The 13,405-nt window shown below is 27.1% G+C and carries 15 protein-coding genes and 1 pseudogene; 4 read left to right on the top strand and 12 right to left on the bottom strand.

Going from position 1 to position 13,405, the window contains the following annotated elements; all coding sequences use genetic code 11:
• Positions 1-243 precede the first annotated feature (243 nt).
• From BLO14_RS04355 to BLO14_RS04315, 9 genes are all read right to left on the bottom strand, one after another.
• Positions 244-1,137: a cell surface protein gene (locus BLO14_RS04355; protein ID WP_091973365.1), complete on the bottom strand. Its 894-nt coding sequence runs from the start codon at positions 1,135-1,137 to the stop codon at positions 244-246.
• Between the two features lie 9 nt (positions 1,138-1,146).
• Positions 1,147-1,968, bottom strand: coding sequence for an outer surface lipoprotein OspA (ospA, locus tag BLO14_RS04350; protein ID WP_091973363.1), 822 nt, complete (start codon positions 1,966-1,968; stop codon positions 1,147-1,149).
• Between the two features lie 201 nt (positions 1,969-2,169).
• Positions 2,170-2,535 (bottom strand): BBA14 family lipoprotein, encoded by a 366-nt coding sequence (locus BLO14_RS04345; protein WP_091973360.1) that lies wholly within the window; start codon positions 2,533-2,535, stop codon positions 2,170-2,172.
• Positions 2,525-2,944: a BlyB family putative holin accessory protein gene (locus BLO14_RS04340; protein WP_091973357.1), complete on the bottom strand. Its 420-nt coding sequence runs from the start codon at positions 2,942-2,944 to the stop codon at positions 2,525-2,527. The genes BLO14_RS04345 and BLO14_RS04340 overlap by 11 nt, the downstream gene beginning before the upstream one ends.
• Entirely contained in the window at positions 2,941-3,120 is a 180-nt protein-coding gene (locus tag BLO14_RS04335; protein WP_091973354.1) for a BlyA family holin, read from the bottom strand. The genes BLO14_RS04340 and BLO14_RS04335 overlap by 4 nt, the downstream gene beginning before the upstream one ends.
• 22 nt (positions 3,121-3,142) lie before the next feature.
• Positions 3,143-4,177 carry a DUF685 domain-containing protein gene (locus BLO14_RS04330; RefSeq protein ID WP_091973351.1) on the bottom strand — a complete coding sequence of 345 codons (1,035 nt, stop codon included), beginning with the start codon at positions 4,175-4,177 and terminating at the stop codon, positions 3,143-3,145.
• Positions 4,178-4,230: 53 nt separating this feature from the next.
• On the bottom strand, positions 4,231-4,857 hold the full coding sequence (locus BLO14_RS04325) for a DUF735 family protein (RefSeq protein WP_091973348.1): 627 nt from the start codon (positions 4,855-4,857) through the stop codon (positions 4,231-4,233).
• 2 nt (positions 4,858-4,859) lie between these two features.
• A complete protein-coding gene (locus BLO14_RS04320; protein WP_091973345.1) occupies positions 4,860-5,732 on the bottom strand; it encodes a DUF276 domain-containing protein in 873 nt (290 codons plus the stop codon).
• Positions 5,729-6,064, bottom strand: coding sequence for a contractile injection system sheath initiator (locus BLO14_RS04315; protein WP_091973342.1), 336 nt, complete (start codon positions 6,062-6,064; stop codon positions 5,729-5,731). Before BLO14_RS04315 ends, BLO14_RS04320 begins: the two co-directional genes overlap by 4 nt.
• Positions 6,065-6,235: 171 nt before the next feature.
• Between BLO14_RS04315 and BLO14_RS04310 the strand changes: the two genes are divergently transcribed.
• The 3 genes from BLO14_RS04310 to BLO14_RS04300 all read left to right on the top strand — a co-directional run bounded on the left by BLO14_RS04310 (position 6,236) and on the right by BLO14_RS04300 (position 9,332).
• Entirely contained in the window at positions 6,236-6,700 is a 465-nt protein-coding gene (locus BLO14_RS04310; protein WP_091973339.1) for a BBA07 family lipoprotein, read from the top strand.
• Positions 6,701-7,107: 407 nt separating this feature from the next.
• Complete coding sequence (locus BLO14_RS04305; protein ID WP_091973336.1) at positions 7,108-8,370, top strand: hypothetical protein; 1,263 nt, start codon at positions 7,108-7,110, stop codon at positions 8,368-8,370.
• 101 nt (positions 8,371-8,471) lie between these two features.
• Positions 8,472-9,332, top strand: a complete 861-nt coding sequence (locus BLO14_RS04300; RefSeq protein ID WP_091973333.1) for a S2/P23 family protein — start codon at positions 8,472-8,474, stop codon at positions 9,330-9,332.
• 79 nt (positions 9,333-9,411) lie between these two features.
• On the opposite strand, the gene BLO14_RS04295 is transcribed toward BLO14_RS04300, so the two are convergent.
• The 3 genes and pseudogenes from BLO14_RS04295 to BLO14_RS04280 form a co-directional block, all read right to left on the bottom strand.
• A complete protein-coding gene (locus tag BLO14_RS04295) occupies positions 9,412-9,933 on the bottom strand; it encodes a BBA03 family outer surface lipoprotein (RefSeq protein WP_091973330.1) in 522 nt (173 codons plus the stop codon).
• Positions 9,934-10,259: 326 nt separating this feature from the next.
• Positions 10,260-10,745 carry a P13 family porin gene (locus BLO14_RS04290; RefSeq protein ID WP_091973327.1) on the bottom strand — a complete coding sequence of 162 codons (486 nt, stop codon included), beginning with the start codon at positions 10,743-10,745 and terminating at the stop codon, positions 10,260-10,262.
• 841 nt (positions 10,746-11,586) lie between these two features.
• Positions 11,587-12,054: pseudogene (locus tag BLO14_RS04280) on the bottom strand (RNA-guided endonuclease InsQ/TnpB family protein); the annotation flags it as partial.
• A gap of 231 nt (positions 12,055-12,285) precedes the next feature.
• On the opposite strand from BLO14_RS04280, the gene BLO14_RS04275 reads away from it, so the two are divergent.
• Positions 12,286-13,167 carry a P12 family lipoprotein gene (locus tag BLO14_RS04275; RefSeq protein WP_091973324.1) on the top strand — a complete coding sequence of 294 codons (882 nt, stop codon included), beginning with the start codon at positions 12,286-12,288 and terminating at the stop codon, positions 13,165-13,167.
• Positions 13,168-13,405 lie beyond the last annotated feature (238 nt).

The following is a 13,405-nucleotide window of genomic DNA, read 5'->3' as shown; positions in this document are numbered from 1 at the left end:
TTAGCCCCATTAGTTTTCTTAATTTTAGCTGTACATTTAGTTTATTAGGGCTTTTTATTTTGATTTTAAAAAGTCAAATGGTTTGATTTGTATATTATTGTTTTTTCTCTCTTTATAAGAGAAAAAGTCTCTTAAGAGACTTTTTCTAGAAGTAACAAATTGAAAAATATATAAATTCAATTTTTAGATTGTAATATGTAACCCCCTATTGGATAATTCCTTTGTAGGAGGTTTATTTATATGTTATTTTAAAGCAGCTTTAAGTTCTGCAAGATCTTTAATTTCCTTTGCTTTGCCTTCAAGATTAGTACCACTTGAGTCATAATTTTGCACTGTAATTGTACCATTTTTTAAGAACACAAGGTCTTTAGTTTTTTTACTATCAACAAGAATTGTCAAGGTTTGAGTAGCTTCTTTCCATGATGCTGTTTTTTTATTAGAACCAGATTTGCTGTCATTTAAGAAGACTTTTAATTTTCCATCTTGAATTTCTCTTGTTAATGTAACAGTACCTTCTACTACGCTAACTGATGTTTTGTTGCCTACAAAATTTCCTTCAAACTTAATGCTATTTTTTAGAGTTTCTACTACTTTTGTAGCATTTTCCTCATCTGTCATTTCTGTATATTCAAGTGTAGTATCGTTTGATCTTGTTATTTTTTTTGATTCTAATTTATCAGCTTTGAAATTTTCTTCTGTTAGCGCTCCTTGGTTTTTAATAACTTTGCTTGAAACTTTTTTGTTGTCAGCATCATATGTTTCTGTAGTTATTGAATTTAGATCGTTAGAAATAGACATTTTTATTTTACTTTTGTCATCTTTTAAAGCTTCAAGACTTCCAGATCCGTTATTGTTGTCAGATGTTCCCTTAAATTCGATCTTGTCAATCACCGCTCTTAAGTCATATTTACCAGCTTTATTTTTCTCTTTGCTTATGAAAATGTTATCACCATTAAATAAAGGCACAGAGTTTTCTGTTCTCAAAGGAATAGATTGTTTAGAGTCCTTTGATACTTTGCTGGAATCAAAAATTTCTTGATCATTGTGATCTTGTGAAGTGTTTTTTGGCTCAGCTCCTTTTTGTGCACATCCTATTAAAGCTAATACTAAAGCAAATCCTAGTAAATATTGTTTCATAAATTCTCCTTATTTTAAAGTGTTTTTAAGTGCGTCAAGTGTTGTAATTTCTACTGCTACACCTTCTAAAGCGTCACCATTTGTGTTGTATTTTTGCATAGTTATTGTGTCTTGCTTTGTAAATACAAGTTGTGTAGTTTTTTTGCTGTTAACAGAAATGGTTAAAGTAGAATTATTTGGATCCCATTCTGCTGTTTTTTTAGTCGAAGCAGTAGTTGAACTATCATTAAGATCAACTGTTATTTTTCCAGATTTTTCAATGTGCTTGTTTAAAGCAACTGTTCCTTCTTTGACTGTCAATGTTGTTTTGTCATTAGCTAGAGTTCCTTCAAGAGTAAAGTTTTTTAAAACTTCTTTAGCTTTTCCGGTTCCATCGCTTTTTATTTCTGTGTATTCAAGTCTGGTTCCGTTACCTCTTAGAATTACTTTTTCAGCTAATTCACCTTTGTCATTGAATTTTTCTTCTTCTGATGGCATGTCTTTAGAGTTTACTTTTCTTGATACTAATGTTTTGCCATCTTCTTTTAGAGTTTCAAGTGTGGTTTTACTTAGATCGTCAGAAATTGTTAATTTTACTTTACTTTTGTCAGTTTTTGCACCTTCAAGTGTTCCAGAACCGTTGTTTTTATCAGAAGTTCCTTTTAACTCAAGCTTGTCTACTGTTGCCATTAGGGTGTATTTACCGTCCTTGTCTTTTTCTTTGCTTACAAGAACTTTCATGCCACCAGGCAAGTCTACTGAAGTGCTGTTTTTATCATCGAGCTTGCTAACATTTTGCTTACATGCTATTAAGGCTAATATTAGACCTATTCCCAATAAATATTTTTTCATAATATATTCTCCTTTTATATTATATTAATATAACTTAATACAAATACAATTATAGTATAAGATCAAAAAATAACAAATAGAAAATTAAAAAAAAAATAAAATGATATTAATTTTAATTAAGTATAAAACAAATATAGACTTTTTATTTTTTAAAAAAGTCCCAATTATGGGACTTTTGGAAAAAAGGAAAATCAAACAACCTTAAGGTATGTTTTTTGAATATTTTTTGTAAATCTGCATTGCAATTGGTTTTATTTTGTCAATGTAATTTTTTAAATTAGAAATGTTTGTTTTGATTGATTTTAGAGTTTGATCTTTTTCTAGTTTGCTGGTGTCAAAAAGTTCAAACTCAGGATAATTTTTATTATTTACTTTTTGTTTAGTTTTTATAAGAAATGTTTGCAAATACATGATGTAGCTTGAAAGATGCGCTTCATATAGGCTTAAAGCCTTTAATGTTGACTCTTTTGGGTATGGTGGTTCTTCTGGAAGGTTTGCTATTGTAGAGCATGAAAAGATTAGAAGCATGCTTAATAAAAATAAAAAAGAGGAATTTTTAATTTTCAATTTTATCTCCTTTTAAGTCTTTCTCATTGTTACTAGAGCTGTTTTGCAAATCTTCTGAGAATCCTTTTATTTGTTCTTGGAGTGTTTTGGTTTTGATTTCCATTAGTTGGTTTCTTTCTGCTCTTAAATTTTCAATAATATTTGCATCTCTCTCGTCATTAATGCTTGATATAAGTTGAGTAATTTTATTATTAATATTTTCAATTTCATTTAATATTTTTATTGATTCTTCTTTCTCAAGGGTGCTGATTTTTTCTTTGTAGATGCTCATTATTAGGTTGTAAAGATTGAGTCCTAAATATATTCCCTTTTCTACTCTGATTTCTGTTGGAGAATCACTACTTTTTAGAAAATCATATAAATTGTTTAAAGCTTCAACACCAAAGTTGATATTTATTTTACTGTTCATTTTGTTTCCTTTTTATTTATATTTTTTAAGAGCTTTTCTATGAGCAAGTTTAAATTTTCTCTAAACTGCGGCTTTATTGCTAAAATCATTGGCATTATTGCTAGCACTATAAATCCTCCTAATATAATGAGTTTTGCGTTGTCAATTGTTGACAAAAAAATAAGTATTGTGTCCATAATATCTCCTTTTAATTTATTTTTATACTTTGTTTAGTATTGGCATCAATTGTCCTTTGTTCAGGCTGCCTGATCCAACGTAGTACCAACCATTGTAAATTGGTGTTTTAAGTGTAGGCATGTTTTGCGAAGAGAATGAGGCTATTAGTATTTTGGCAGAGCTTTTTGCAAATTGAAGGTAAAATTGTTTATTGTGATCTTCTGTTGAGCTTGAATGCCTAATTTCCGCGTCAATTTGCAAGTAAATGTAGTTGTCTTTGTATGATTCGTTTATCACAATTGATGCGCTGCTTTTATTTTTAAGTACAATGGTTGTGGCTTTATTCTTATATTGGAATTCTAGTATTGCAGTGTCATCGACTATTGTATGTAGTCCCCCAAAGTCGTGTGGTTTTCCTTGCCACCAAATAGGAGTGTTTACGATTTGTGGAATTCCGTTTTGATAACAGCTTACAAGTTGTTCATTTTTTGTGTCAAAAGTTTTTTTAGGTATTGATTTGAAAGAGTCTTTAAATTTGTCTGTAAAATCTTTTATTTGTAAATAATTGGTTAAGTCGTTTTTGAGTTGATTTATTTCAGATTTTTCTGCAAGAACTTCTTTTAAGCTTTCAATAAAGATTTCAAATTGAATAAGTTCAAGATCTTTCGTGGTTGAGTTATAAATTGAAATTTTGTTTGAAGGTAGCTTTGTGTTTGTGTGTTTTAAGCTTGAAATAAACGTAGATTTAACTTTTCTAAAAACAGTATCAAAATCTATATTTTCAAGTGGTGTACTTAGCCCTAAAAGCTTTGAGATTACTTTAATGTAAATGTTTTTTATATATTCTTTGTTTTCTAAGAGTTCTTTGCTAATTACCTCTTTTATTGCTTTTTTAAAGCAGTGAAATTCGCTGTTGTAAAATGTATCGTTTTGTATTTGCTCTAGGAGATGTTTATATGTGATTGCACAAGTATCTTCTACTATATCATCAACAGGAATAAGATCGCTTTGATTAACTTTTGTTTTTCTATTTAAATCTTTTATTTGTACGCTTTCTTGTGGTTCGTCGGTATTCATAAATTCTCCTTTTAAATTTCTTTTAGTTTTAAATTTATTTATACTTTAGTAGATCAAAAAAAATTATCTACTTTATAAAATGTTTGTATTCTTGTGCTTTTTATTTCTATTTGTTCTTTGTCTATTATTTTTACTATTCTTCCTATAGGAATTAATATCTTAATAAATTCATATACCGAATTTTTGTAATCTTTAGGCATATAGTTGGAAACAAGAGTTTTTTTAAACCCCGCGTGTTTTACAGTTAGTTTTTTTAGATTCTTTTGGTTTTTCGCTGCAATGTTAAATTCAACAGGAGATTTAATGTTTCCAAGCAATTTTATTATTATTTCACCTGGAGTATTTTCGTTTGAGCTTACTTCTACATTTGCATGCAAAAAAGCTTTAAACAGCACAATAAAGCTCTCGTCAGTGCCAATAGATTTGATTGCAAAAATAATGGCGTTTAAAGAATTAACAAGATTTTTGTCTAGCTCTTTTTTAAAGTGAAAGGCGTTAAATATTGAAAGCATTAGTAATGCGATATACTTAGAGTTAATGCTGTCTTTAACATTGATTGTTTTAAAGTTTTCAAGCAGTTCTTTTAGTTCTTTTAATATTTCTTTTTTGTAATCAAGCTCATTGTAAATGAACTTTTCAATTTGGGTATTTTCTAAAAATTTTGGTATCTCTTTGTTCATTTTTATTCTCTATTAATAAGCAGTCTTTTGTTTGTATCAAAAATAATGATTTCATTTTCTTTGGCGTTTTCGTCTTTATTGAATTTAAAATCACTCTCACTAAGTTCTGTGATTTTTTTTGTGTCATCACTTTTAATACAAGTTCCAATTTTTAGTTCTTTTATTCCCCTGATAATGCTAACTGGTGCAAGAAAGTCTTGGTATCTAAGAGATGTTCCCATTTCAATGTATTTTTCGGTTAATATTTTATTGTAAATGTCTCTAATTTGAGCATCTATTTCTTTGTAGATTGCGTCTTTTGCCTCTGTTTTGTAGATTGCTTTTAGATATGCATATTTTTTTTCACCCAGGCTGAATTTGTATATTTTTTTTTGATTGTGTTTGTTTAAAAACTCAATCTCAATGTCACCTTTAAAAACAGTTCCGCTTGGCGCTGTATAGTATATTGCTTGCCAAATATTTTGTTTTGTTTCAATTTTAATCTGATTTTTTTCTTTGTCTTTAAAACAATTGTCTTCTAGTATTAAATAGAGATTAATTGTTCCAGGTCCACTTAAAATGTTTATGTGCTTAACGCCTGAAACATTTAACAAAGCTTTTCTTACGGCTTCGTAAGTTGAGCTTTTAGGAGTACTTAAGTCTTCTTTGAGTGCATTAAAATAGCTTCCATTTTCTTTTATTTTTAAAAAAAGTTCTTTTAAGACTTCTGATATTTGTTTGTCAATGCTTGAGCTTGGAAAGTTTATTATGTCGTAAATTGAATTATCTTTAATGTTTATGCCGTATTTTGTTCTTAAAGTATGTTTTTTTTCATTTTGAATTTCTTCTATTGTTTTTTCCAAAATTCCTAAGTTTTTATCAAAAATTATACTCATATTTTAAAATCCATTTTTAAAGTGTCTTTTCCTAAAAAGAAAAATTTTATTGTTATTGTTTTATTATTAATACTTGGCTTTACATTAATAAGATCTATTTTGAGTTCTTTTGAAAGGTTTAAGAAAAAATTTTTAATAGATTCTATTTTATTAGCTTTGCAAAGTTTAAAGTAAAAGTTAGAGTCAAACCCATAATTTGGATTTTCTTTTAAGCTGCCTTTTGGTGTCTTAAGATAAAAGAATAAACGCTGCTTTTGCTCTTCAATGTTTTCTGCTAATTTAAGATCATTGCTAAATACTATATTAAATTTTTCGTCAATTTTAATATCCATTTTTAACTACCAAGATCATTCTAACATATTTTATTCGATATTGCTATAAAGTTTTATAAAATGTTTATTATTTTAAATGTTGAGATATATTATAATTTATATTTTTTTTAAAAAAAATTAATTAAATTTAAAAATTTAATTAATTGATGTAATCACGGTGTGGGAGATCGTATGAAAAATATTTTATTATTTTTTATTTTATTATTTTTTTCTTGTAAAGAATTTAATTATCCTGATATTAGGAGAAGGTCTTTAAAGTCTTCTAATGGCGCAGTAAATAGAGAGTTTAAAACGTCTTTTGTTGATTCTTTAAATGATGACCAAAAAGAAGCTTTGTTTTTTCTTGAACAAGTGGTTCTTGATAGCAATCCTGATAAGTTTAATCAAATTTTTAATTTAAATGAAGACAAAGTAAAAGAAATGCTTGCCACTGTTGTTAAGTGTTTGCAAGCCAAAAGAAATGCCAAAATAGCTCTTGAGCGCTCAAATGATGTAAATGTTGCTAATGCTAAGCATCAGTTGTTACAAGTTGAAAAAGTTTACATAGATAATTTGCGACAATCTTTTACAACTGCTAAAAACATTGAAGAGGCTTGTAATCTTGTGAAAAACTATGATGTATCTGCTTCGTTTTAACCTTCTTGTGTTAATTAATGCTTGATTAACTCTTCAAAGGGGAGTTAATCTTTCTGTTTATATTTGTTTTTTATTGTGTTGTAAGTACGTCTAGAATTGAAGATTTAAATTATAATGATTTGGTTGACGTTAATGTTTTTGATTTACTTGTGAAATTTTCAACGTATTAAAATAATATAGTATTATTAATACTAATTTGTTTTAAAAGGTGTTATTAGAATAATTTAGGCTTAATGCTTTATTATCACTATTTTAATTCGTTTTTTTATTTTAAAAAAATAATTATTAAAATAATTTTAGTCCTAATTTCTTGTATGGTAAGAATTAAAATAATGTATACATTTAGTGTATGTAAAGTGAGCTATATTTTTATTTAAATCTATAATTAAATAGAGGAAATTTAATTTATGAATAAAATAGGAATTGCATTTGGTATTAGCTTTCTGTTTTTTGTTAATTGTAATAGCAAGTCTTTAGAAGAAGATTTAAAAACTACCATTTCTAACAATAAACAAGATTTAATAGGTAATGAAAAAAAATCTTTAGAGCTTGAAAATAATAAACTTAAAGACTCCAATTTGAATTTGGAAAGCAAAAAGAACAAAAAGAATGGCCGCGCAAGTTCAAAAGAATTTAAAGACCTTAAAAAAGATTTGAAAATTTTAGAAAATTCTGAAAATTCAATGTCGTTAGACTTGGATCAGACTGGTGATGATTTGTCTAATTTAGATAATTCTGGGTCTTTGCAAAAAACTTATCCAAAGCGTAGTATTGGTAAGTCAAGACACGGTAAAGCTTTGCTGAAAAATGCTCATGATGAGATTTGGATTCCCCGTTTAAACTTAGAAGAGGACAAAAATTTTGAGTTTTTCAAGAAATCTTTGCAAAATGATGAGAATAGATATGCTCTTGGTGGATGGCTTTTAAATAATGATGAAGTGTTAGCAAAGTATAGATACAGTGAAAAAGATGTTAATCAATTTTTGATTGATATAGGAAAAAAGCGATGGGGAGATTTGTCTTCTAAAATGAGCATTTTAGTGCGATTGATTGAAAATTATTCTGATAAGAGTGATAGAGAAGATGAAATTTCTCTTTTAGATATGAATTTGTGTCAACAATTTTATTTGACTAAAATTAATGCCAATGGTTCAAACTCAGACATTCTTGTTGCTCTTGAAAAAACAATTGATCAACAAATTAGCAGTGTTAGCAAAGAGCTTCTTGAATTAAAAAATTTTTCTCTTACTACAAAGTCAGAGCTTGATTGGCATTTAAATTGGAAGCGTAATTTAACAGATGAAGAAGACGAAACGTTGCAATTTTGCAGAGTTTTACTAGATGGAGAATTAGATTTTGAGAATCTTGACGATTTGTTTAAAAGACTTGGAAAGGAATATTCCAGATTGATATTAAGAAAGCTAGAGGAAATAACATTGAATTATGATGTTGCTGCTTTTTTAAAAGAAATGGAAAAATCACGTAAATCTTTCAAACAAGCATTAGGCTTAATTAGGAATAAAAACAGAAGAGTATCAATTCTTAAAGTTAGAAATACTTTTTTAGAAATTTTTAAACTTTATTACAACAATATTGGTAAGGATAAAAAACTTTATGATTATGTAAATCGCATTTTGAACAGTTTGATAAAAGAGATTAGTAGGCACTAAGTTTTTCATTTTGCCTTTTTCTCTAGTTGCTCTACATTTGCTTCTAATAATATAAATTTAAAAATTTTAATATTAGAGAAAAGTTTTAAAGGGGGAGCGTTTTGAAGAGATTCATTGTATCCGTTGTGGTTTTAATTCTAGGTTGTCATTTAGATAATAATTCAAAAATGGAGAAAGAGGGTAGCAGGCTTATTGGAGAAAATGGATTAGATATTCCAGGTTCAGATATTTCAGGTAAAGAGAAGATGAACTTAGGTTTAATGAATTTTAGGCTATTGTCTGGTGATTCTGGTTTGGTGTCTGATTTTCAAAATTACGAGACTTTAAAAGCGCTTGAGAATAAAAATAAATTTATTGATTACAACCAAATAGAATTTTTAGAAGGAACAAAATCAATTACTGTGTTATTTCTTCCGATTTATGTTCGTTGGATAAAAATTAAAGCTAGAGATTTGTTTAATGAGAGTGGAAGTTTTATTAAAGAGCTTAAGGGTATTAAGTATTCATATCTTGTTTCTCCTGTTGATGGAAGTTACATTTCTTATGCTATGCCTTTTATTGTTTTTGAGACTACTAGAGAGAGTGATCCGCTTTATTCTGTTTCTGGATTTAAATTGATAAGCAAGGGAAGCAATATAAATTTTAATGAAAATAAGACTGGATTTTTTGGAGGAATTCCAATGTCTGAAAAATCAGTTGAATCTGGGCTTGTAACCGCATATCCTTTTGGTTCTAGTGATCCTAAAAAAGTAGTTGAGGCTTTTTCTTCTCTTTATAGTAATGAAATTTGGAGCGATATGATTGCTGAGATCACCATTAAGTTTAAGCAGTATCCACAAAATGAAAAAGTTTACAGAATTTCACTTGATTCTAAGCTTTTTGATGTTACTATGAAAAAAATAATTGAAAAATATCCAAATATAAAAAATAAAAGTCTTACATTTAATTCATTGATTGACTAAAAAATATTTTTAAAGCCAGCGGTGTTCTTAACCGCTAGCTTTAAAAAATGAATTGCAAATTCTTAGATTTAGTTTGGCGTTATGCAGCGTCTTTAAGGTTGTTGAATATGGTTTTGGAATTTGATTCTTGACTAAAAATTCCATCGAATCCGCTAGCAATTACAGTTTTATAAGTAGCTAACTTTTCAGGATCTTTTTCTTTTGTATCTTTATTTTCTTTAATTTTTGCAAGCATTTCTTTTATTTCATCTTCTTTTAGATCTGATAGAAATTTGTATACAGTTTCTTCTATTTTGCTTTCATCCCCACCGGTATTTTTAAAATGTAAGCCAATATTTGGGTCTACTAGTTTTTCTTTTAATAAGTTTGTTAAAAATGTTAGTGTTTCTTTTTCAGTATAGTTTAAATTTAATTTGCTTATTAATTTTTCTAAAGGCGTTGTTTTGCTAAATTCAATTCTATCCTCATCAACTAGATTTGATTTAGATTGTAATTTTTGAGATTCTTCATCTAGTCCATTGCTTAGCCCGTCGTCATTAGTTTTGTTTGTGCAATTAAACAAAAATGCTAATATGGTAAATATAAAAATAGTTTTTTTCAAAATAGTCTCCTTAAAAAGTAGTTTTAATTATTATTAATAATTAAAAATTATATCATTTTAATACAATGTTTAGAACATTTTAATTAATAATTATTATTATTAATTGTTAAAAATATTGTATTAATTTAGCATTTAGAATATTTTCTTAATTGGGTTTAAACATCATATAAGTTTAATTTTGTAAGAGTTTTTGGTATTCTCAAGGGTTTTAAGGATATTTTACGTTCAATCAATAATCCTAGGAAGAAAGCATTTATCTAAATGCTTTCTTCCTAGGATTATTGATTTTTAATATTAGATCGAAAAAATTGTTGTCTTATATTTATTTAATAACTTTTTTTAAAAGACAGTTGGACTCCGCTTATTCCAATATTAAAATTGGGTTCAAAACCTGCAAGCTCAGCGCTAAGTCTTTTTTTAAGATTTTCATTGTACCAATTTGCAAATGTAAATGGAATAATAAGTGAGGTTACATAGGATATTACAAACATGCTTGCTCCTACTCCTATTAGTATGGATCCGGTTAATTGTGTTTCACGATTATTAAGAATAATTCCTGTTCCCCAAAGGACTGCTCCTAGTAAATTAAATCCAAGTACGAAGCTACCACCAATATAATTCTCCTGGACAAAAGATCCTATTCCAAAAGGTAAAAATAAATTCAAAAGAAATGGTCCTATTGGATTTATTTTTTCTTTATCATATTTATTGAAACTTTCAATACCCTTTTCAATTCTAGTTTGCTTATCTTTTGTGGCAAAGATTTGGATTGTCAAACCAAAAATTAATATTAATGTGAAAATTTTTTTCATGTTTTTATTATCTCCTAGTAATAAGTTTTGACAAATAAAATATTAGCGCAATTTATAATAAATTAATATCAGCTTGTTACAAGCAAAAAAAAATATAATTTGCTAAAATTAATTTTTTACTTTGTAATTTTACTTTGCAAGTAAGCGCTTAATAAGCTTTTTGTTTTGAAACCCAAATTTGATGTATTTTTTATAATGTTTGTTATTATTAAAGACAAAATAGAAGATTTTAAAAAGAGATTTTTAATTATTTGATATAAGGATGACAACAAGACTATAAGGATTAAAAAATGTAAAAAATGTGTAAATTCAATTTTCAATATGGCTTTAGAGACTAAAATTGTAACTATATTAAGTTACAATTTTTTTACAAAAATAGTACTATCTACCAGTTATACATACTCTTTGAGATTTTTTGACCAAGAAGTTAAAAAGCTTATTTGATATAATAATGCTAACAAGTAGCAATTTATATTAAAAGTATCATTGTAGTATTAGCAGTGGTGTCCCGATGCTAATACTATTTTATATCTTTTGTTATATAGTTAATTACTAGATTTTTCAAATAGAGAAGTTATCTATAACTATAATTTTTCATTCACGATAATTAAGAAAAAAATTTTAGATATAGTTTATAATAGTAGATGTAATTTATTTGACCTCTTTCGGTTTGTGGTGCGAATTCATCTCTAAGAGACTGAGAAAGCATATATTTTCAAATTACAAACTTAATTGTGTGTATCAGTTTGAAAATCAGAAAAGCTTTAGGGCCATGAACTCCGGTTGCAAATTTGCAATATTTCAGATCAGTAATACTAAAGAACCCACAACAAAATTTAGAGTAAAATTTGTTATTCAGAGTGGCGATATCTTTTTCTACTACTACATTTTTAATAACTTCATTGCTCTTAATATTCCTATGTAGAGCTAACTTTACAAATCCTATTTTGTGTAACTTTATATAATCATTTTCTATTCTTATTGAATTTTTTTGATTATTAGTTCTAAAAGTTTGCCTATTTTTTTTGCTTTTATATTTAGGAAATCCTTGTGTTCTATTTTCTTTTTTAATTTCTCTAAAAAAATTACTATACGCAGAATTTAAGTCAATCCATGCGCTACAAAGAGCCAAACTATCAACTTCCTTTAAAAATGGAAATTCATTTTTATAATTACTTGGATTAACACTAAGACTTTGTTTATTTTTTTCATAATAATCTTTCTTATCACTTAACATTTTGTTATACAAAAATCTTACACATCCAAATACTTTTGAAAAGTATTTCTTTTGATTGGCGCTGGGATATATTCTCTACTTATAAGCTTTATTAGCACCCATATGTTTTATTATTATATTATATTTAACTTACGTTGCAAATTCATCTCCACCTAAATTTCATAGAAATTTAGGTGGAGTATTCTTTGTTATTATTTGTTAAAATATTTTTATTATAATTCAAACAAAATGATATATAATCTTAATTAATAAGAATCTTAATTAAGATTATATATTCTTATTAGGGAAAAGGAGAATATTTTTATGAGAAAAGGTTTGTTTTTATATACATTATTAATAGTAGGATTGACGTCTTGCAACCTAGATTCCAAATTATTTGGCAATAAAGAACAAAAAAATAACAATAATGCAAAAGGGGCTTCGGACAGTGTTAAAGAAGATGCTCTTAATGATTTATATAGTAATCAAAAAGAGCAAAAAGGCTTTACTAAAAATTTCGGAGAACAGAAATATGAGGATTTAATTGATCCTGTAGCACCTTCAGTATCATTAAATAATAGGGTTGATATAGCAAATATTTCAATTGATGCGCATGCTCAAAAAAAAGAAATAAAAAAAGAGGATTTAATTCCCTCTACTGATGAAGAAAAGAGAGCAGACAAAGCAATTAAAGATTTAGGAAATATTCTTGGAAACTCTAAATTTTCTGAATTAATTGGAGAAGTGCGTGCACTTAAAGATGAATATGCTTTAATACGAGCTGATTTTTATGATGTGCTAGAAAAAATTCAAAATAAAAAAACACCACTAATGGTAAATTATAAGAATAATAGAGATAAGATAAATAAATTAGCAAAATTGGAAAATAATTTAAATATAGATCTTGAACTTGAGAAACTTATAAATAAGATTGATATTGCAGAAAATGACATAACATCCGCTGCTTTCTTTTTTGATAAGGCCAATAAAAGGTTAAAAGAAAGTATTATTAAAAGATTAGAGAGTAGAAATAAGAGGGCTGATGCATTACAATTATCTAGACAGGCTCTAAGTGATGCAAGAAGTGCTTTAAGTAATTTAGAATCTTTTGTTTCTAACAGAATTGAGGCAATAGGAAGAAAGAAAGAAATAAAAGAGCTTATTACACATGCAAAAACTGTTGTAGCAAGTCTCAACAAAAAATAATAAAATTTTTGATTTTTTAATTTTAGAAATCAAGATTCAGTCGTATAATTACTTATAATTGTTCATGTGTATGTAGCATGTTCGCAATTGCTTGATTGGTTCATGCGTATTGCGTTAGGAAGTTAATATCTAATCTTTTTAAAAAAGTTTTAGTAATTTGGGTTAATTAATGGCGTATATAAGTTAAATGTCTAGATAATGGGGTTAATCTATATATAGACAATCATTTATACTAATT

It is taken from the genome of Borreliella japonica (genome assembly GCF_900099615.1).
In the GTDB taxonomy this organism is placed as follows: Bacteria; Spirochaetota; Spirochaetia; order Borreliales; family Borreliaceae; genus Borreliella; species Borreliella japonica.
The sequence above is the reverse complement of the archived record's forward strand: the minus strand, read 5'-3'. Positions and strand labels throughout refer to the sequence as shown.

What these genes read in the sequence shown, in the direction of transcription:
- BLO14_RS04340 (WP_091973357.1), bottom strand. Translation starts at nt 2,944, where the DNA reads ATGAACAGTAAAATAAATATCAACTTTGGTGTTGAAGCTTTAAACAAT.
- BLO14_RS04335 (WP_091973354.1), bottom strand. Translation starts at nt 3,120, where the DNA reads ATGGACACAATACTTATTTTTTTGTCAACAATTGACAACGCAAAACTC.
- BLO14_RS04320 (WP_091973345.1), bottom strand. Translation starts at nt 5,732, where the DNA reads ATGAGTATAATTTTTGATAAAAACTTAGGAATTTTGGAAAAAACAATA.
- BLO14_RS04315 (WP_091973342.1), bottom strand. Translation starts at nt 6,064, where the DNA reads ATGGATATTAAAATTGACGAAAAATTTAATATAGTATTTAGCAATGAT.
- BLO14_RS04310 (WP_091973339.1), top strand. Translation starts at nt 6,236, where the DNA reads ATGAAAAATATTTTATTATTTTTTATTTTATTATTTTTTTCTTGTAAA.
- BLO14_RS04290 (WP_091973327.1), bottom strand. Translation starts at nt 10,745, where the DNA reads ATGAAAAAAATTTTCACATTAATATTAATTTTTGGTTTGACAATCCAA.
- BLO14_RS04330 (WP_091973351.1), bottom strand. Translation starts at nt 4,177, where the DNA reads ATGAATACCGACGAACCACAAGAAAGCGTACAAATAAAAGATTTAAAT.
- BLO14_RS04355 (WP_091973365.1), bottom strand. Translation starts at nt 1,137, where the DNA reads ATGAAACAATATTTACTAGGATTTGCTTTAGTATTAGCTTTAATAGGA.
- BLO14_RS04325 (WP_091973348.1), bottom strand. Translation starts at nt 4,857, where the DNA reads ATGAACAAAGAGATACCAAAATTTTTAGAAAATACCCAAATTGAAAAG.
- ospA (WP_091973363.1), bottom strand. Translation starts at nt 1,968, where the DNA reads ATGAAAAAATATTTATTGGGAATAGGTCTAATATTAGCCTTAATAGCA.
- BLO14_RS04305 (WP_091973336.1), top strand. Translation starts at nt 7,108, where the DNA reads ATGAATAAAATAGGAATTGCATTTGGTATTAGCTTTCTGTTTTTTGTT.
- BLO14_RS04275 (WP_091973324.1), top strand. Translation starts at nt 12,286, where the DNA reads ATGAGAAAAGGTTTGTTTTTATATACATTATTAATAGTAGGATTGACG.